Raw genomic sequence first — 18,465 nt, 5'->3', positions numbered from 1 at the left:
CCCGCGGCGGGGCGCGAGGTCGGCCTAGGCTGGAGCGATGACCGCGCCCGTCCCTCCCGTCGCCCGCCGTGTCCCGCTCGAACGCCGTCACCACGGCGATCTGGTGGTCGATCAGTACGAGTGGCTGCGGCAGAAGGAGGAGCCCGAGGTGATCGCGCACCTCGAGGCCGAGAACGCCTACACCGACGCGCTCCTCGCTCCCCTCGCCCCGCTCCGCGAGCGGCTCTTCGACGAGATCCGCTCGCGCACGAAGGAGACCGACCTCTCGGTCCCCGTCCGCGAGGGCGCCTGGTGGTACTTCTCCCGCTCCTACGAGGGCCGCCAGTACGGCGTGCACTGCCGCGCGCCGATCTCCGGCCCGGACGACTGGACCCCGCCCTCCATCGCCGAGGGCGGACCGCTCGAGGGCGAGCAGGTGGTGCTCGACGGCAACATCGAGGCCGAGGGCCACGACTTCTTCTCGCTCGGCAGCTTCGACGTCTCCGCCGACGGGCGCTTCCTGCTCTTCGGCACCGACGTCGAGGGCGACGAGCGCTACACGCTGCGCATCCGCGATCTCAGCACCGGCGAGGACCTCCCGGACGTCGTCGAGGGCACCGGCGGTGGCGCGACCTTCGGCGCCGACGCCCGCTTCGTCTTCTACCCCACGGTCGACGAGTCCTGGCGGCCGGACACGATCTGGCGGCACACCGTCGGCACCGAGTCGACCGCCGACGAGGTCGTCTTCTCCGAGCCCGACGAGCGCTACTGGATCGGCGTGGGGCTCACCCGCAGCCGCCGCTTCCTCGTCATCGAGATCGGCAGCAAGATCACCAGCGAGTGCCTGCTGCTCGACGCGGAGGACCCGACCGGCGAGTTCCGCTCGGTCTGGCCGCGCCGCGAGGGCGTCGAGTACGAGGTGGACCACGCCGTCGTCGACGGCCGCGACCGCCTGCTGATCGTGCACAACGACGGCGCACTCGACTTCGAGATCGTCGAGGAGCCGGCCGACCTCGCGCTCTCCCCCGAGGAGCGGGCGGCCGAGCGCCACGTCCTCGTCCCGCACACCCCGGGACGGCGGATCGAGGGCGTCGACGCCTTCGCGCGGCACGTCGTCGTCTCCTACCGCGAGGCGGGGGCGACCCGCCTCGGCCTCCTGATCGACGGGGACGGCGGCGCGCGCCTGGACGAGATCGTCTTCGACGAGCCGCTCTACGACGCGGGCCTCGCCGGCAACCCGGAGTGGGAGCAGCCCGCGCTGCGGCTCGCCTACACCTCGTTCGTCACCCCCTCCACGGTGCTCACCCTCGACGTCGCGACCGGCGAGCGGACCGTGCTCAAGCAGCAGCCGGTGCTCGGCGACTACGACCCCGCCCGCTACGAGCAGCGCCGCGAGTGGGCGACCGCCGAGGACGGCACGCGCATCCCGCTGTCGCTGGTCTGGCGGAAGGACGCGACGGCGCCCGACGAGGCCCCCGCGCCGCTCCTGCTCTACGGCTACGGCTCCTACGAGGCGAGCATCGACCCGGGCTTCTCGATCGCCCGGCTCTCGCTGCTCGACCGCGGCGTGGTCTTCGCCATCGCGCACGTCCGCGGCGGCGGCGAGATGGGCCGCTCCTGGTACGAGGAGGGCAAGACCCTCGCCAAGCGCACCACCTTCACCGACTTCGTCGACTCCGCCCGGCACCTCGTCGAGGCCGGCTTCACCACGCCCGAGCGCCTCGTCGCGCAGGGCGGCTCGGCCGGCGGCCTGCTGATGGGCGCGGTCGCGAACCTCGCCCCGGAGGCCTTCGCCGGGATCCTGGCGCAGGTGCCGTTCGTGGACGCGCTGACCTCGATCCTCGACCCGTCGCTGCCGCTGACCGTGATCGAGTGGGACGAGTGGGGCGACCCGCTGCACGACCCCGAGGTCTACGCGTACATGAAGTCGTACTCGCCGTACGAGAACGTGCGCGAGGGCGTCCGGTATCCGCGGATCCTCGCGACGACGAGCCTCAACGACACCCGCGTGCTCTATGTGGAGCCGGCCAAGTGGGTCGCCCGGCTGCGCGAGGTCGGCGCGCCGGCACTGCTCAAGATCGAGATGACGGCCGGGCACGGCGGCGTGAGCGGGCGCTACGAGCGCTGGCGCGAGGTGGCGTTCGAGTACGCCTGGATCCTGGACGTGCTCGGGCTGGCGGAGGAGACCCGCTCCTGAGCCGGGGATCCGGATCGGATGGGCGCGCCGCAAGCCCCACCGGCGCGTCGATCGCGCCGCGTAAGGTTCGGGGTGCCGACCGAGGGGAAGTGCAGAGATGAGCGCAGGACTGTCGATCGACCGGGCCGCGGCCTGGGTCGCCGATCAGCGGTGGTACGCGAGCAAGGGGCGCCGCCCCGAGCTGGAGATCCGGGGCGAGTGGCGCCTGGAGCGCGGTGACGGCGACGTCGTCGTGCACCTCGTCATCGACCGGGCCGGCTCGAGCCCGGTGCTCTACCAGGTGCCGGTGACCGTGCGCTCGGCGCCCGTCGCGGGCCTCGAGGACGCGCTGATCGAGAGCGACGGGACCCGCTTCGTCTACGACGGACCCCGCGACCCGCTGTTCGCGCGGGCGCTCTTCGAGCTGATCGCCGACGGCGGCTCCTCCGACGCGGAGGGCGCCCTGGGCGGCGCCCGCGCCGAGGGCCACCGCCAGCCCGGCGCCGTGATCGGCGCGTTCGCGTCGTCGCGGATCCTCAGCGGCGAGCAGTCGAACACCTCGATCATCGTGCAGACCACGGCGGAGGACGGCTCGGCCGGCACCCCCGTGATCGTCAAGGTCTTCCGCGCGCTGCACCACGGCGAGAACCCGGACGTCACCGTGCAGTCCGCGCTGAACGCGGCGGGCAGCACGCTCGTCCCGCCGGTGATCGGCAACGTCACCGGCGAGTGGGACGACCGCGGCGAGCCGACCGGCCGGGCTTTCGGGCACCTCGCCTTCGCGCAGGAGTTCCTGCCGGGCGTCGAGGACGCCTGGCGCGTCGCGCTCGAGGCCGTCGCCGGCGACACCGACTTCACCGGGCCGGCGCGTGAGCTGGGCCTCGCGACCGCGCAGGTGCACTCCACCCTCGCCGAGGTGATGCCGACCGAGGACGCGACGCCCGAGGTCGTGCAGCGGATGATCGCGACCATGCGCCGCCGGCTGCGGATCGCCTCCTCCGAGGTGCCCGTCATCGCCGAGGACGCCGACGCGATCGACGCGGTCTTCCAGGCGGCCGAGCAGGCCCCGTGGCCGCGGCTGCAGCGCATCCACGGCGACTACCACCTCGGCCAGGTGCTGGCCGTGCCCGGCCGCGGCTGGGTCCTGCTCGACTTCGAGGGCGAGCCGCTGCGGCCGATGCACGAGCGGCTGCTGCCGGACATCGCACTGCGCGACGTGGCCGGGATGCTCCGCTCCTTCGACTACGCGGCGGGCGCGCACGAGCAGGCGTCCCCGGGCGACTCCCGGGCCACCTGGGCGCTGGCCAGCCGCCGCGCCTTCCTCGAGGGCTACACCGAGGAGGCGGGCGACGCGGTCACCGCGCACCGCGCCGTCCTGGACGCCTTCGAGCTCGACAAGGCCATCTACGAGGCCATCTACGAGGCGCGCAACCGCCCGGAGTGGCTGTCGATCCCGGTGACCGCGGTGCAGCGGCTCGTCGGACGCTCGTAGGGTGCAGGTATGACCGCACGCGACGAGACCAGCGACGCCCCCGACTCCGCCAGCCACGAGGACGGGCCGCTCGACCCCCTGAGCGACTTCAGCATCCCCGGCGACACCGACCTGCACGTGGACGGCGACGCCTCCGGCGCCGACGGCCGGAAGGTCGCCGAGCCCTCCGAGGACGACTCGGCCGAGTAGCTCCGCAAGGGGCGTATCTGGGCCCGCCCTCACCCCATGCTGGTCGAGTAGCCCCGCAGGGGCGTATCGAGACCCACCATCACCCGCACGCCCGGCGACAGCGGATCTCGATACGCCCGCTCCGCGGGCTACTCGATCAGCATGAGGGGCCGCTCCGCGGACTGCTCCATGACATGCGGGCCCGCTCCGCGGACTGCTCCATCACATGCGGGCCCGCTCCGCGGGCAGCTCCAATCATTGGCAGAAACGCCTCATGTTGGTCGAGTAGCCCCGCAGGGGCGTATCGAGACCCGGCGGTTTCATACGGTTGTTGCAACGGAGGGGTGGTTGCATGCCGGGTCGTCGGTTGGATGCGGGTGAGCGGGGTCAGATCGCGGTGTTGTTCGCTCGGGGTTGCGGTTCCCGGAGATCGCGGAGCTGATCAAACGTGATCGGTCAACGGTGTGGCGGGAGCTCAAACGCAACAACGTGTATCGGGGTGCTCACACCGCCGGAATGCTCGCGCGGCATCCTGATCGTCGCCGGTCCGTGGCCTCGGGGATCGGCCCGGGGTTGGGGGGTGAGTACCGGTGGGCGTATTCCGCGGCGGTCGCGCAGCGCAAAGCGGATGAGCGGGCCAAGCGCCCGAAACCACGCAAGCTCGTAGCGAGGCGGCCGGCCGCGTCGCCGTTGTTGTGGGGTCTGGTCGAGCAGAAGCTGCGGAGTAAGTGGTCCCCGTCGCAGGTGTCTGCTTGGCTGAAGAGCGAGTTCCCTGACCGACCGGAGTATCACGTGTCTCACGAGACGATCTATCAGGCGATCTACTACCAGACCCGCGGAGAGCTGCGCCGAGAACTCGCGCACGAACTGCTGCTGCGCTCAGCACGCGCCTCTCGCCGCCCGCAGTCCCGAGGCGCGCGGGCCGCTCGATCGGGCCGGCTCTGGGCGAAGGACTTCAACATCAGCACCCGCCCCGCCGAGGCCGAGGACCGCGCCGTTCCCGGGCACTGGGAAGGCGACCTCGTGATCGGCGCGCGAGGCACCTCCGCGATCATCACCCTCGTGGAACGCTCCACCCGCTACGTGATGCTCGGCTCACTCCCCGAGGACCGCACCAGCGGAAACGTGACCGCTGTGCTCACCACCCTCATGCACCGACTCCCCGAGCATCTGCGGCGCACCCTCACCTGGGACCAGGGCATCGAGATGGCCCGCCACGCCACCTTCACCCTCGCCACCGACTGCCGCGTGTTCTTCGCCGACCCCCACTCGCCCTGGCAACGAGGATCGAACGAGAACACCAACGGACTCCTGCGCCAATACTTCCCCCGCAGCAGCACCGACTTCCGCACCTACACCCAGACACAACTCGACGCCATCGCCGAAGAACTCAACACCCGCCCCCGCAAAACCCTCGACTGGGCCACCCCCGCCCAACGCCTCGACCAACTCCTCGTTGCAACAACCACTTGACCACAAGCCCGCCATCGCCCGCACTCCCGGCGATGGTGGATCTCGATACGCCCGCTCCGCGGGCTACTCGATCAGCATGAGGGGCCGCTCCGCGGGCTACTCGATCAGCATGAGGGGGCCGCTCCGCGGGCGCCTCGATCAACAGGGGCGGCCCGCAACGCGGGCTGCTCGACTAACTTGGGTGGCGCGCAGCGCGGGCTGCTCGATCGGCAGGTGCTCTCGGGCCGGCGGCTCAGCCGCCCATCTCGGGCTCGGCGTAGGAGGCGAGGGTCGAGCCGGCGGCGGCGCAGCCGACCCCGAGGTCGGACTGCAGGGTGCTCCACTCCGGTGAGGACGGGTCGTACGTCCATCGGCCGGCGGCCGCCTGGGCGTCCTGCAGGTAGGTCCGGATGCCGGAGGACGCGGCGGAGACGCCGGTCTCGTCCGGCTCCGGGTTCTGCATCCGCACCGTCTGGAGCTGGAAGGCCTGCCGCTCGAGGAACACCTGGTACGCCTCGTCCGAGACGTCGCCGCGGTCGTGGAACCACTGCATGGTCCAGCCGATGCTGAGCAGCGAGCTGTAGCGGCCGCAGACGTAGGACACGCTGGTGTCCTGCTCGCCCGGGACGGTGCCGCGGGCCGTCGGCTCGACCGTCACCGTGACGGTCGGCGCCGGGGTCTGCGCCTCAGCGCCGCCCTCGCTCGTGCAGCCCGCCAGCGCGACGGCAGCGACGGCCAGGCCGAGAGCGGTCGCCACGAGTCGAGACGCGATCGGTCGTCGGATGTGCAGTGTGTCCCCCATGCGCCGACCCTACCGGGCGACCGGCGCCGCAGGTCGTCAGCGCCGCAGGTCGTCAGCGCACCGGCGCGAGCGGCGCGACCGCGGGTCCCTCCAGCACCGACCCGTCGGCGGCGAAGCGCGAGCCGTGCAGCGGGCAGTCCCAGCTGCGCTCGGCGTCGTTCCAGGTGACGACGCCGCCCAGGTGCGGGCAGACCGCCGAAACGGCGCAGCGGCGACCCTCGACCGTCGAGACGGCCACGGGCTGCAGGCCGTCGCGGGCGAGCGCGCCGTGCCCCTCCTCCGGCACCACGTCCACCGAGCGCGGCGCGCGCACGGCCGACCAGTAGCCGCGGGCGTACCAGGCGCCGACCGCGGCGAGCGCTCCGGCCCCCTCCGCTATCACCCGGGGCAGCGTCGGGCGGCGGTGCAGGACCTTCGCCCACGGCGGCGTCTCGCCCCTCGAGTCGCCGACGAGCGTGAGCGCCGCCTGCACCGCGTTCGTCATCCCCCACTTGTCGTAGCCGGAGGCGAAGAAGATCCGCCCGCGGCCGCGCGGCAGCCAGCCGACGAACGGCACCCGGTGGAACGCCTCGTAGTCCTGCGCGCTCCACTGCGCGATCGGCTCGGCACCGGGGAAGGAGCGGCGGGTCCAGGCGATCAGGTCGTCGACGCTCTCCTGCGTCCGCGCCCTCCGGCCGACCACGTGGCCGTTGCCGCCGATCAGCAGCAGCCGCTCCCCGTCCCGCTCCACGTCGCGGATCGAGCGCGAGGGCCCGTCGACGGAGAGGTACATGCCGTCCGGGATCGTCTCGGCACCGCGGAAGGCCACCGCGTAGGAGCGCAGGGCGACCTGCTTGGCGAAGTAGAGCCCGCGGTCCAGGATCGGGGTGCCGGTGAGCAGGTAGGCCCGCTCGCCGGTCACCTCGCCGGCGCTGGTCCGCACGCGGACGGGCGCGGAGGCGCGCAGCCCGAGCGCACGGACGCCCTGCACGAGCACGCCGCCCGCGGCCCGGAAGTCGGCGGCGAGCGCCGTCAGCACCGCCATCGGATCGAACTCGGCCTGGTCGTCGAGCGCCACGGCGGCGGTGCTCGGGAAGGGCGTGTCGAGCGAGCCGACGAGGCGGGTGGCCAGGCCGAAGCGGCGGGCCGTCTCGTGCTCGCGCAGCACCGCGTCCACGCCGTCGGGAGTCTGGGCGTAGCTGTACGCGGTGCGGCGCTGCACGGGGACGCCGGCCTCGCGGAGGTAGTCGACGAGCCAGGTGAAGCCCGCGAGGTTGGCGGCGACGTAGGCCCGGGTGACCGCGGGGGTGTTGCGGGCCGCGATCCTCGAGAGGTGCGTCCCCTGCAGGAGGCTGAGCTTGGCGGTGCTGCTGCCGGTCGCGACCGCACCGACCTCGCGGGCCTCGAGGACGAGGACGCGGCGGCCGCCGCGCTGCAGCAGGAGCGCCGTCACGAGCCCCGAGAGGCCGGCTCCCACGATCACGTCGTCGTAGTGCGCGCCCGGCACGAACGCGTCGCCCGGGATCGGAGCGGCGTCCTGCCGCCAGAGCGAGGTCCGCTCGATCGCCGGCACGTCGATTCGCTTCATCGGGTCTCCCTGCACTCGGGCCGCGGAGGGCGGCTCGGACCGACGCTACGCGCGGCGGCCGGACCCGTCAGGGTGTTGACAGCGCGCGCAGCCGTCGGCCGCGGCTCAGAGCCAGCCCCAGCGCTTGAACAACCGGTGCAGGACCACGCTCGAGGCGACCATCAGCCCGAGCGCCGCCGGGTAGCCCCAGGCGAGGTGCAGCTCGGGCATCGCGTCGAAGTTCATGCCGTAGACGCTGGAGATCATGGTCGGCGCGAAGAAGATGGCGGCCCAGGCGGAGATCCGCTTGACCTCGTCGTTCTGCTGGTTGCCCGCCTCCGCGAGCTTCTTCATGTCCTCGTTCTGGCGCTGCGCGACCAGCGTGGCGTTCACCGCGAGGATCTCGCGGAGGGTCGTCCGGAAGCCCTCGACGCGCTCGTCGACCACGGCGACGTGGTCGGCGACGTCTCGGAGGTAGCGGCGCAGCTCGACGTCCTCGCGGAAGACGTCGAAGTCGGTGACCAGCCGGCCGAGCATGCCGGTCAGCGGACGGGTCGCCCGCTGGAAGTCGAGCACCTCCTGGGAGAGCTCGTAGATGCGCCGGGACACCGCGGGGTCCCCCTCGAAGACCTGCGCCTCGATCTCGTCGATGTCGTTCTCGAGGCCGGCGACGACCGGGGCGTACTGGTCGACGACCGCGTCGAGGATCGCGTAGAGGACCGCCACCGGTCCCTTGCGCAGCAGCTCGGGGTCGGCCTCCATCCGGCGCCGGACCAGGGAGAGGTCGGGCTTCTCGGAGTGGCGGACGGTGACCACGAAGTTCGGGCCGACGAAGAGGTGGAGCTCGCCGAAGTCGACCTCCTCGCGCTGGTCCGCGTAGCTCGCGGCCCGCAGCACCACGAACATGTCGCTGCCGTAGCGCTCGAGCTTGGGCCGCTGGTGCGCGCTGATCGCGTCCTCGATCGCGAGCGGGTGCATCGAGAACTCGTCCTCGAGAGCCGCCAGCTCGGCCTCGGTCGGACGGTAGAGGCCGATCCAGGCCATCGCGTCCGGCAGCTTCTGCAGGGCGGCGAGCGCCTCCGGGATGCTGTGCGGCGAGACGACGCGGCGGCCGTCCTGGTAGATCGCGTTGTCGACGGTGCTCCGGCGGACCGGCTCCTCCTCGGGGCGGATCCGCTCGATCGGGCTGGTGTCCTCGGCGGCGGCGCGGGTGCGCGAGCCGAGACCGAGGAGGGTCGAGGGCACTCGGGGCAGCTTCACGCGGGGCCTCCTTCGATCGACCGACGACCCATTGTGCACCCGCGGGTGAACGGGAGGTGTCCGGCGGCGACGGCTCGGGCGGCGTCCGGTGTCGGAGCCGCTCAGTAGCCTGGAGGGGCACGACAGGGAGCGCCACCGCACACCCGCAGACCCCGCGAAAGGACGGTCGTGAAGCTCCTGCACACCTCCGACTGGCACATCGGCCGCACCTTCCACGGCCACTCGAGCGTCGCCGCGCTCGGCGTCGTGCTCGACGCGCTCGTCGAGACGGTGCGCTCCGAGGCGGTCGACGTCGTCCTGATCGCGGGCGACGTCTTCGACTCCGCGGTGCCGGCGGCCGAGCACTACACCCTGCTCACCCGCACGCTCGAGGCGATCCGCGCGGCCGGCGCCGAGGTCGTGCTGACCAGCGGCAACCACGACTCCCCCGCCCGGCTGGGCTTCCAGGCCGGGCTGCTGCGCGGCTCCGGCGTGCACGTGCTCACCGATCCCGAGGCCTACGCCGAGCCGGTCGTCCTCCGCGACGGGAGCGGGCTCGAGGTCGGCGTCTACGGCATCCCCTACCTCGAGCCCGGGCTCTACCGGCACCGGCACCCGGAGGAGTCGCTCCGCCGGCACGAGGACGTCCTCGCCTTCGCGATGCGCCGCATCCGCGCGCACGCCGAGGCGGCCGGGCGGCGCTGGGTGGTGCTCGCGCACTGCTTCGCCGTCGGCGCCCCGGCCGGCACGGTCGAGCGCGACATCACGGCCGGCGGGATCGACTACGTCTCGGTCGACCACTTCGCCGCGGCCGACTACGCGGCACTCGGGCACATCCACGGGCGGGCGACCCTGCTGCCGAACGTGCGCTACTCCGGCGCGCCCCTGCACTACTCGTTCGGCGAGGCGTCGAAGCCGCGCGGCGGCTGGCTGGTCGAGCTCGGTGCCGACGGGCTCGGCGAGGTGTCCTGGTCGGCGCTGCCCGTGCCGCGGCGGCTCAGCGTGATCGAGGGACGGCTGGACGAGCTGCTGAGCGACCCGTCGCTCGCCGAGTACGAGCCGGACTGGGTCTCGGCGGTGCTGACGGACGAGGTCCGCCCGCTCGACGCGATGGCGCGGCTGCAGTCCCGCTTCCCCGGCTGCGCGACGCTCGAGCACCGGCCCCCGCACGCGGCGGTCGACGAGCGGCGCTACGCCGAGCGGATCCGCGGGCGCAGCGACGTCGAGGTGATCGACGACTTCCTCGCGCACGTCCGCGGCGGACACGGCGCGAGCGAGACCGAGCGCGCGCTCGCGCTCGACGCGCTGGCGCAGGTCGACGCCGAGGCGCTGCGGTGAGGATCCGCCGCCTCTCCTTCGCCGGTCTCGGCCCCTTCCGCGCGGAGCAGGAGATCGACTTCGACCGCCTGGAGGACGTCGGGATCTACCTGATCGCCGGGCGCACCGGCGCCGGCAAGTCGACGATCCTCGACGCGATCAGCTTCGCGCTCTACGGCTCGGTGCCGCGCTTCGACGGCACGGCCTCGCGCCTGCGCAGCGACCACAGCGCCCCCGAGGACGAGACGTTCGCCGAGCTCGACTTCGAGGCGGCCGGCCGGCTCTACCGGGTGCGCCGCTCGCCGGAGTACGAGCGGCCGGCCAAGCGCGGCGGCGGCACCACCCGGCAGGCGGCGAAGGTCGCGCTGCTCGAGCACGTCGACGGCGAGTGGCGGGGGCTCTCCTCCAGCGCGCGGGAGACGGGGACGGACATCGGCCGGATCGTCGGCCTGACGAAGGACCAGTTCCTCCAGGTCATCTTGCTCGCGCAGAACCGCTTCCACGAGTTCCTGCTCGCCAAGAACGACGACCGGCAGCGGCTGCTGCGCACCCTCTTCGCGACGGAGCGCTACGACCTGCTCCGCCGGCGGCTCGTCGAGCAGCGGCAGGAGAGCGGAGCGGCGCTCGAGGAGGAGCGCGCGGCCGTGACGGCGCTGGCCGACGAGGCCGTCCGGCTCACCGGTGACGAGGAGACGGCGCCGACACCGCCCGATGCGGAGTGGTTCCGCGCCCTGGTGACCCGGCTCGACGCTCCCCTCGCGCTCGCCCGCGACGAGGTGGCGGAGGCCGACGCCGCGTTCCGCGCGGCCGAGACCGCCCGGGACGAGACGCGGCTGGTGAAGCGGGCGCAGGACCGCCGCCGGAGCGCGCTGATCGAGGCCGAGGAGCTGGCGGTCGCGGAGTCGCTGGTCGTGCAGCAGCGCGAGCGGATCGAGCGCGCGCGGCGGGCGGACGGGGTGCTGCCGCTCCTCAAGGGCGCGCGCACGGCCGCCGAGCGGGCCGTCGCCGCCTCCCGGAGCCGCGACAGCGCGGCCGAGGCGTTCACCACCGCCTTCGACGAGCCCGCGGACCGAGCCGCCGCCACCCGGGCCGCAGAGCGCCTCGCCGGCACGCTCGGCGCGCTGACCGATGCGCTGGCCGACGAGCGCGGCCTGCCCGAGGCGGTCCGCCGCGCCGAGCGGACCGTCACCGCACGCGAGCGGTCCACCGCCGCGCTGGCCGTCCTTGATCGCGACCTGCGAGCGCTGCCCGCCCTTCTCGACGCGCTCTCCGCGGAGGAGGACGCGCTCGCGCCGGACGCGACGGCGCTGCCGGCCCGCACCGAGGAGCTGGCCGCGATCGAGCGCCGGATCCGCGCCGCCGCCGAGCGCGCGAGTGCCGCGACCGCGCTCGATCGCCTCCGCTCCGTCCACGCCGAGGCGGCCCGGGCGCACGGCGTCCGCGCCGCCGAGCACGCCGAGCTGGTCGCCCGCCGCTTCGCGGGCTTCGCCGGCGAGCTGGCGGGAGCGCTGGTCCCCGGCGACCCGTGCCCCGTCTGCGGCTCCTGCGAGCACCCGCGCCCCGCCGAGCACGGCGAGCTGCCGCCCGTCGGCACCGGCGAGATCGAGAAGGCGCGCACCGCCGTCGACCGCGCCGCCGCCGCGATGGACGCCGCCCGCGAAGCCGAGAGCGCCGGCGCGCTCGCCCTGGCGGCCCTCGAGGAGCGGGCCGGCGCCACGACCGCCGAGGAGCTGCAGTCCGCCCGCGCCGAGGCCGAGATGCGGCTCACCGCGTCCCGGAGCGCCGCGACGCGGCTCGAGGAGCTGCGGCGCGAGCGGTCGGACCTCCGTCTCCGCAGTGACGACCTCGCGGCCGCCCTCGAGACCGCCCGCGCCGAGCACCAGCGCCTCAGCTCCGACGCCGCCCTCGCCGCCGAGGCGCTGCGCCTCCTGCGCGAGCGGATCGACGCCCACCGCGACGGCGCCGCCAGCATCGCCGACCGCGTCGCGGCCCTCACCGCGCAGCGCCGCCTGGCCGAGGCGCTCGTCGAGGCCGAGGACGTGGCGACCACCCGCCGCGAGGCCGCCGAGGCCGCCGAGGTCCAGCTCGCCGAGGTGGTCGCCGACCGCGGCTTCGCGAGCGCCGACGACGCCGAGTCCGCCGCCCTCACCTCGGGCGAGCGCGCCCGCGCCGAGGCCGTGGTCGCCGAGCACGAGCGCCGCCGCAGCGCCGCAGACTCGGTGCTGGCCGATCCCGAGCTCGCCGGCCTGCCGACCGCCCCCGTCGACCTCGCCGCCGCGGAGGAGGACGCGCGCGCCGCCTCCGCCCGCCGCGACGAGGCCCGCTCGCGGCACTCGGTGCTCGAGCACCGCGCCGCCCGGCTCGCCGAGCTGTCGGGCCGCGCCGAGGAGCGACTGGCGACTCTCGACGAGCGACTGCGCCGGCACGAGGAGCTCCGCGCCCTCGCCGAGACGATCGACGGCCGTGGGCAGAACACCCGCCGGATGGACCTCGAGGCCTTCGCACTCGCCGGCCGGCTGGAGGAGATCGTCGCCGCCGCGAACCTGCGGCTGAACGCGATGACCAGCGGCCGCTACGCCCTCGTGCACGACGACTCGCTCGCCTACCGCGGCGCCGCCTCCGGTCTCGGGATCGACGTGCTCGACGCCTTCACCGGCGCCCGCCGGCAGCCCGCGTCGCTCTCCGGCGGCGAGACGTTCCTCGCCTCGCTCGCTCTCGCCCTCGGCCTGGCCGACGTGGTCACGATGCAGTCCGGCGGCGTCTCGCTCGAGACGATGTTCATCGACGAGGGCTTCGGCTCGCTCGACGCCGAGACCCTCGAGACCGCGCTCGGCACCCTCGACGCGCTCCGCTCGGGCGGGCGCACCATCGGCCTGATCAGCCACGTCGACGCGATGCGCGAGCGGCTGCCGACCGGGCTGAAGGTCATCGTCAGCGACCGCGGAGACAGCAGGATCCTCACGGCGTGACGGAGCGACCCGCTAGGGTCGTCGGCAGTGACACGGGGTGCCCACCAGGGCTGAGATGAGACCCGTCGAACCTGATCTAGTTCGTACTAGCGAAGGGATGTCGCGAATGAGCATTCGCACGCCTGCCCACCCGACCCTCCTCGACGGCGCGGCCGTCGCCCGAGACCTCAGCGAGCTGCGCCGCACCGCGCCGCTCGTCCAGTGCATCACCAACGCGGTGGTCACCGGCTTCACCGCCAACAGCCTGCTGGCGCTCGGCGCGAGCCCCGCGATGTGCGATCTGCCCGGCGAGGCCGGCGTCTTCGCCGGCATCGCCTCCGCGACGCTGGTGAACCTCGGCACCCCGCAGGCGGAGCAGCGCGACGGCGCTCGCGAGGCGGTCGCGGCGGCCAACGCGGCCTGCACCCCCTGGGTGCTCGACCCGGTCGCCGTCGGCCCGCTGCCGGTGCGCACCGCGCTCGCGGCCGAGCTGCTCGAGGCGCGACCCGCGATCATCCGCGGCAACGCCTCCGAGATCCTCGCCCTCGCCGGCCTCGGCGCGGGTGGTCGCGGAGTCGACGCCGTCGACGGCCCGGAGGAGGCGCTCGACGCCGCGGTCGCGCTCGCTCAGAGGTGGGGGTCGGTCGTCGCGGTGTCCGGAGCCGTGGACGTGATCACCGACGGCGAGCGCGTCGTCCGCGTCACCGGAGGGCACCCGCTGCTCACCCGCGTCACCGGCGGCGGCTGCGCGCTGGGCGCCGTGATGGCCGCCTTCCTCGGCGCCGGCGGCTCCGACCCGCTCGGCGCCGCGGTCGCCGCCTCCGTGGTCTGGGGCCTCGCCGCCGAGCGCGCCGCCGCCACCGCCGCCGGCCCCGGCTCGTTCGCGGTCGGCCTCCTCGACGCCCTCGCCGCGCTCTCCGCCGACGAGGTCGAGAGCGGAGCGCGGATCGCATGATCGACCTCTCGCTCCAGCTCGTCACCGACACCCGCCTCTGCGGTCCGCGCGGAGTCCCGGCCGTGGTCGCCGCGGCCGTCGCCGGCGGCGTCCGCGTCGTCCAGGTCCGCGACCACGACGCGACCGCCGCCGAGCTCGTCGCCCTGACCTGCGCCGTCGCCGCCGTCCTCGACGAGCGCACGACCCTGCTGGTCGACGACCGCGTCGACGTCGTCCTCGCCGCCCGCCTGGCCGGCGCCCGCATCGACGGCGTGCACGTCGGCCAGTCCGATCTCCCGGTCCTCGCCGCGCGCAGCATCCTCGGCGCCGACGCGGTGATCGGGCTGACGGCGAACACCCCGGCCCACCTCTCCGCCGCGCACGCCCTGCCCGCCGGCACCGTCGACTACCTCGGCGTCGGAGTGATCCGGGCGACGGCGACCAAGCCCGACCACCCGGTCCCACTCGGGATCGACGGCTTCGCCGCCCTCGCCGCCGCGACCCCGCTCCCCTGCGTCGCCATCGGCGGCGTCACGGCCGGCGACGCCGCGGCCCTGCGCCGCGCCGGCGCGGCCGGTCTCGCGATCGTCTCCGCGATCTGCGCGGCCGACGATCCGGAGTCCGCGGCCCGCGCCTTCCGAGCGGAGTGGGATCGATGAGCGCCGCGCTCCCGCTGCTCCGGCCGATCCCCCGCGTCCTGAGCATCGCCGGCACCGACCCGACCGGCGGCGCCGGCATCCAGGCCGACCTGAAGTCGATCGGCGCGCTCGGCGGCTACGGGATGGCCGTGGTCACCGCGCTCGTCGCGCAGAACACCCGCGGCGTGCGCTCGATCCACCTGCCGCCCGCCGCGTTCCTCCGCGAGCAGCTCGACGCGGTCAGCGACGACGTCGAGATCGACGCCGTGAAGATCGGCATGATCGCGAACGCCGAGCTGGGCGGGATCATCGCCGCCTGGCTGGACGACGTCCGCCCGCCGCTCGTCGTCGTCGACCCGGTGATGGTCGCCACCAGCGGCCACCGCCTGATCGACCCCGAGGCGGAGGAGGCGGTCCGCGCGCTCGTCCGCCGTGCCGACCTCGTCACGCCCAACCTCCCCGAGCTGGCCGTGCTCGCCGGAGCCGAGCCGGCCGCCGACTGGTCCGCCGCGCTCGAGCAGGCCCGCTCCGTGGCCCGGGATCTCGGCACCGCGGTCCTGGTGAAGGGCGGGCACCTCGACGGCCCGGCGACGCCCGACGCGATCGTCACTGCCGACGGCGGCGTGCGCGAGGTGCCGGGCGAGCGGGTCGCCACCCGGAACACCCACGGCACCGGCTGCTCGCTCTCCTCCGCGATGGCGACGCTCCTCGCCGGTGGCGACACGACTCCGGACGTGCTCGCCCGGGCGCTGACCGAGGCGAAGGACTGGCTGAACGGCGCCCTCCGCGGCGCCGACGCACTCCGGGTGGGCAGCGGCAACGGTCCGATCGACCACTTCCACCGCCTGCGCGCCCCCGCGTTCTGCGAGCGGATGTGGGCCGAGACGGAGCAGCTCCGCGCCGAGATCGACGCCCTGCCGTTCGTCACGGCGCTCGGCGACGGCTCCCTCGCTCGCGACGACTTCGAGTGGTACCTCGAGCAGGACGCGCTCTACCTCACCGAGTACGCCCGCGTCCTCGCGGTCGCCGCGCAGCGGGCGCCGAGCACCGCCGAGCAGGTCTTCTGGGCGGAGTCCTCGGCCTCGGCTCTGGCGGCGGAGGCGCAGCTGCACCGCGACCGCCTCGGCGAGCGCACCGCGACGGCGTCCCCCGTCACCCGCGGCTACGTCGACCACCTGCTCGCGGTCGGCACGAGAGGGAGCTACGGCGAGATCGTCGCCGCGCTGCTGCCGTGCTTCTGGCTCTACGCGGACATCGGCGAGCGCCTCGCCGCGGCGAACCGGCCCGGGCACCCCTACGCGGACTGGCTCGTCACCTACGCGGATCCTGCCTTCGCCGTCGCGACCGAGCGCGCGATCGCGATCACCGAGGCGGCCGCCGCCCGCGGCACGAACGCGGAACGCGCCGCCATGGGCGACGCGTTCCTGCGCTCGAGCCTCTTCGAGCGCGACTTCTTCGCGGCTCCGCTCAGCCGATCGCCTCGCGGAGGACGTGCATGAGCGCGTCCAGCTGAACCGTGTCGGCCGAGGCGACCTCGGCGTCCGCGCCGTCGAGGGCGCGGGCGGCGAGGCCGGCCTTCGCGTCGATCAGCTCGGCGATCTTGGCGTCGATCGTGTGCGCCGCGATGATGCGCCAGGCCGTGACCGGCTCCTCCTGGCCGATGCGGTGCACGCGGTCGATCGCCTGCGTCTGCTCCGCCGAGGTCCAGGACAGCTCGGCCAGGACGACGTTGGACGACGCCTGCAGGTTGACGCCGACTCCGGCCGCGGTGAGCGAGCAGACCGCGACCGAGACGTCCGGGTCCTCGTTGAACGCGTCGATCTGCGCCTGGCGGAACGTGGCGGTCTGGTCGCCGCGGATCGAGACGGAGGTGAGATCGCGCTTCTCGAAGGTCTCCTCCGCCTGGTCCATCACGTCGATGTGCTTGGCGAAGAAGACCACCTTGCCGACCGAGCGGGCCAGCTGCGAGGCGTAGTCGGCGGCGAGCGCCGCCTTGGCCTGGCCGATCCGGCGCACCATCGTGAAGACGTTCTCGCCGGTCTTGGCCGACTTCGACTCCTCGAGCTCGCTCTGCGCGACGATGCGGACGAAGCGCTCGCGCTCGTCGTCGTCGAGCTCGTGCGTGATCGACGCGGTGACGGCCTTGTAGCGCTGCAGCATCCGGGCGCCGAGCTCGCGCTCCGCCTTCTGGATCGAGCGGCCGAGGTCGTCGTCCAGCTCGACCGGCAGGTCGACGATCCGCTTCGAGGGCAGGTCCGCGGCGACGTCGATCTTCTTCCGCCGGACGATGCCGAGGTCGATCACCGCCTCGCGCGCCTCCGGGTAGAAGCCGGTGTCCGCGGGGGTGAGCCCGGTGTCCTCGAGCAGGCTCATCAGCTCGGGCCCGGGCTTGGTCTCGTCGATCCAGCCGAGGAAGCGCCAGATCGCGCGGAAGTCGTCCACGTCGTTGATCAGCGGCGTTCCCGTGAGGGCGATCATCAGCGGGTCGTGGCCCGGCGTCGTCTCGCGGATCTTCGCGGCCAGCGCCAGCACGCTCTGCGAGCGCTGCGAGCGGAGGTTCTTGATGAAGTGCGCCTCGTCGACGACCATGCCGCGGAAGCCGAGGCTGCCGAGCCAGCCGATGTGCCGGTCGAGGATGTCGTAGTTGACGATCACGACGTCGGCGAAGGCGTCGAGCGTGCCGCCGTCGCCGTGGATGACGGTGGCGCGGCGCTGCGGCGTCCAGCGCTCGACCTCGCGCGCCCAGTTCATCTTGACGACGTTGGGCACGACGGCCAGCAGCGGGTAGGAGCCGGTGACGGACGCGGCGAGCAGGCTCTGCGCCGTCTTGCCGAGGCCCGGCTCGTCGGCGAGCAGGAAGCTGCGGTGCCCCTCGCGCGCGCCCTCGATGAAGCGTGCCTGGTGCGGCATCAGGTCGCGACCGCGCGGCGTCACCCGGTCGATCTTCGGCGGCTCGGGCAGCTCCATGCTGGCGGCGCGGCCGCCGGCGCCGTACTCGAACGCCTTGAAGAGCGGACCGAGCAGCTCCCAGTCGTCGAGGCGACGGCGGGCGGGGGTGGGCGCGCTGGCGATCGAGAAGTCCGGCGGGAGGAAGGGGTTGGCGAGCTGGCGGGCGCGCACCGACGGCGGCACGACCTGGTTGACCGGCACCTCCGGCTTGGGCTCCGGCTCGGTCACGATCAGCAGCTCGTCGGGGCTCAGCTCGGCGCCGGCCTCCAGCAGCCAGTCGCGGCGCAGCTTCTGCGCGGCCGCGGTGATGCCGGCCTCCGACTCGAGCAGGGCGATCAGGCTGGTGTCGCGCGCCGCGGTCTTCGCGAGGATCGTCGCGATGCCGTCGAGGCGCTTCATCTCCTCCGCGCGCTGCGAGTCGCTCAGCTCGGTGTCGCTCTTCACCCGCTTGCGCTCCTCGCGCATCAGCAGGGCGATGACGAGGAACTTCGTGCGATTGGTGGGCCCGACCTTGCCGGTCTGGGCCTTCGCCTCGACCTCGCGCACGCGACGGGCGAGGATCGGGATGATCCCGGAGTTGTCGACGCCGCGCGGGCGCGATCGGGGCCGAGTTCCCGGGCTCGCGCTCGTCGAACGACGCGACTGACCGGACTGACGCTGGCCGCTGCGAGCCATGCTCCTCCTCGACGTGGACGGGGGCGGAGGAGGGGTTCCCGCGCTCTACCGTCGCATTGCACTGTGCGTGTCTTGCGTGCTGTGCGTGTCTTGCCTGCACTGCGGGTGTTGCACTGGCCGCGTCACGCCTGGGACGAGACGGGCACCGAT

The 18,465-nt window shown here is 73.8% G+C and carries 13 protein-coding genes and 1 riboswitch; of the genes, 9 read left to right on the top strand and 4 right to left on the bottom strand.

The genetic code is table 11. From position 1 onward, the window contains the following. Window positions 1-37 precede the first annotated feature (37 nt). The 4 genes from EDF45_RS06745 to EDF45_RS06730 all read left to right on the top strand — a co-directional run bounded on the left by EDF45_RS06745 (window position 38) and on the right by EDF45_RS06730 (window position 5,288). Window positions 38-2,176 (top strand): S9 family peptidase, encoded by a 2,139-nt coding sequence (locus tag EDF45_RS06745; protein WP_123735398.1) that lies wholly within the window; start codon window positions 38-40, stop codon window positions 2,174-2,176. Between the two features lie 97 nt (window positions 2,177-2,273). Continuing rightward, window positions 2,274-3,647: a maltokinase N-terminal cap-like domain-containing protein gene (locus EDF45_RS06740; RefSeq protein ID WP_123735397.1), complete on the top strand. Its 1,374-nt coding sequence runs from the start codon at window positions 2,274-2,276 to the stop codon at window positions 3,645-3,647. Window positions 3,648-3,656: 9 nt separating this feature from the next. Further along, a complete protein-coding gene (locus tag EDF45_RS06735; protein WP_123702986.1) occupies window positions 3,657-3,836 on the top strand; it encodes a hypothetical protein in 180 nt (59 codons plus the stop codon). 393 nt (window positions 3,837-4,229) lie between these two features. After that, on the top strand, window positions 4,230-5,288 hold the full coding sequence (locus EDF45_RS06730; RefSeq protein WP_123735396.1) for an IS30 family transposase: 1,059 nt from the start codon (window positions 4,230-4,232) through the stop codon (window positions 5,286-5,288). Between the two features lie 232 nt (window positions 5,289-5,520). Here EDF45_RS06730 and EDF45_RS06725 read toward each other — a convergent pair whose 3' ends face one another. From EDF45_RS06725 to EDF45_RS06715, 3 genes are all read right to left on the bottom strand, one after another. Then, window positions 5,521-6,069 carry a hypothetical protein gene (locus EDF45_RS06725; protein ID WP_148060235.1) on the bottom strand — a complete coding sequence of 183 codons (549 nt, stop codon included), beginning with the start codon at window positions 6,067-6,069 and terminating at the stop codon, window positions 5,521-5,523. A gap of 52 nt (window positions 6,070-6,121) precedes the next feature. Then, a complete protein-coding gene (locus tag EDF45_RS06720; protein ID WP_123735394.1) occupies window positions 6,122-7,636 on the bottom strand; it encodes an FAD-dependent oxidoreductase in 1,515 nt (504 codons plus the stop codon). 105 nt (window positions 7,637-7,741) lie between these two features. Beyond that, window positions 7,742-8,875, bottom strand: a complete 1,134-nt coding sequence (locus EDF45_RS06715; protein ID WP_123702982.1) for a magnesium and cobalt transport protein CorA — start codon at window positions 8,873-8,875, stop codon at window positions 7,742-7,744. Between the two features lie 168 nt (window positions 8,876-9,043). Between EDF45_RS06715 and EDF45_RS06710 the strand changes: the two genes are divergently transcribed. The 5 genes from EDF45_RS06710 to thiD all read left to right on the top strand — a co-directional run bounded on the left by EDF45_RS06710 (window position 9,044) and on the right by thiD (window position 16,190). Then, window positions 9,044-10,192 carry an exonuclease SbcCD subunit D gene (locus EDF45_RS06710; protein ID WP_123735393.1) on the top strand — a complete coding sequence of 383 codons (1,149 nt, stop codon included), beginning with the start codon at window positions 9,044-9,046 and terminating at the stop codon, window positions 10,190-10,192. Next, entirely contained in the window at window positions 10,189-13,140 is a 2,952-nt protein-coding gene (locus EDF45_RS06705; RefSeq protein ID WP_123735392.1) for an AAA family ATPase, read from the top strand. Before EDF45_RS06710 ends, EDF45_RS06705 begins: the two co-directional genes overlap by 4 nt. Before the next feature lie 23 nt (window positions 13,141-13,163). Beyond that, window positions 13,164-13,255, top strand: a riboswitch (TPP riboswitch). Next, window positions 13,247-14,074 carry a hydroxyethylthiazole kinase gene (gene thiM, locus EDF45_RS06700; protein WP_123735391.1) on the top strand — a complete coding sequence of 276 codons (828 nt, stop codon included), beginning with the start codon at window positions 13,247-13,249 and terminating at the stop codon, window positions 14,072-14,074. Its footprint overlaps the riboswitch before it by 9 nt. After that, window positions 14,071-14,712, top strand: coding sequence for a thiamine phosphate synthase (gene thiE, locus EDF45_RS21180; RefSeq protein ID WP_185020106.1), 642 nt, complete (start codon window positions 14,071-14,073; stop codon window positions 14,710-14,712). The genes thiM and thiE overlap by 4 nt, the downstream gene beginning before the upstream one ends. Continuing rightward, window positions 14,709-16,190, top strand: a complete 1,482-nt coding sequence (gene thiD / locus EDF45_RS06695) for a bifunctional hydroxymethylpyrimidine kinase/phosphomethylpyrimidine kinase (RefSeq protein ID WP_185020105.1) — start codon at window positions 14,709-14,711, stop codon at window positions 16,188-16,190. The genes thiE and thiD overlap by 4 nt, the downstream gene beginning before the upstream one ends. On the opposite strand, the gene EDF45_RS06690 is transcribed toward thiD, so the two are convergent. Continuing rightward, window positions 16,159-18,315, bottom strand: a complete 2,157-nt coding sequence (locus tag EDF45_RS06690) for a DEAD/DEAH box helicase (protein ID WP_123735390.1) — start codon at window positions 18,313-18,315, stop codon at window positions 16,159-16,161. The genes thiD and EDF45_RS06690 overlap by 32 nt on opposite strands. Between the last annotated feature and the right edge of the window lie 150 nt (window positions 18,316-18,465).

Origin of the sequence: Rathayibacter sp. PhB186, from assembly GCF_003751825.1 — a bacterium.
GTDB classification, from domain to species: Bacteria; Actinomycetota; Actinomycetes; order Actinomycetales; family Microbacteriaceae; genus Rathayibacter; species Rathayibacter festucae.
The sequence above is the reverse complement of the archived record's forward strand: the minus strand, read 5'-3'. Positions and strand labels throughout refer to the sequence as shown.

Excerpts from the sequence above, each read along its gene's own strand:
- EDF45_RS06735 (WP_123702986.1), top strand. The coding sequence starts at position 3,657 with ATGACCGCACGCGACGAGACCAGCGACGCCCCCGACTCCGCCAGCCAC.
- thiD (WP_185020105.1), top strand. The coding sequence starts at position 14,709 with ATGAGCGCCGCGCTCCCGCTGCTCCGGCCGATCCCCCGCGTCCTGAGC.
- EDF45_RS06725 (WP_148060235.1), bottom strand. The coding sequence starts at position 6,069 with ATGGGGGACACACTGCACATCCGACGACCGATCGCGTCTCGACTCGTG.
- EDF45_RS06720 (WP_123735394.1), bottom strand. The coding sequence starts at position 7,636 with ATGAAGCGAATCGACGTGCCGGCGATCGAGCGGACCTCGCTCTGGCGG.
- EDF45_RS06745 (WP_123735398.1), top strand. The coding sequence starts at position 38 with ATGACCGCGCCCGTCCCTCCCGTCGCCCGCCGTGTCCCGCTCGAACGC.
- EDF45_RS06740 (WP_123735397.1), top strand. The coding sequence starts at position 2,274 with ATGAGCGCAGGACTGTCGATCGACCGGGCCGCGGCCTGGGTCGCCGAT.
- thiM (WP_123735391.1), top strand. The coding sequence starts at position 13,247 with ATGAGCATTCGCACGCCTGCCCACCCGACCCTCCTCGACGGCGCGGCC.
- thiE (WP_185020106.1), top strand. The coding sequence starts at position 14,071 with ATGATCGACCTCTCGCTCCAGCTCGTCACCGACACCCGCCTCTGCGGT.
- EDF45_RS06690 (WP_123735390.1), bottom strand. The coding sequence starts at position 18,315 with ATGGCTCGCAGCGGCCAGCGTCAGTCCGGTCAGTCGCGTCGTTCGACG.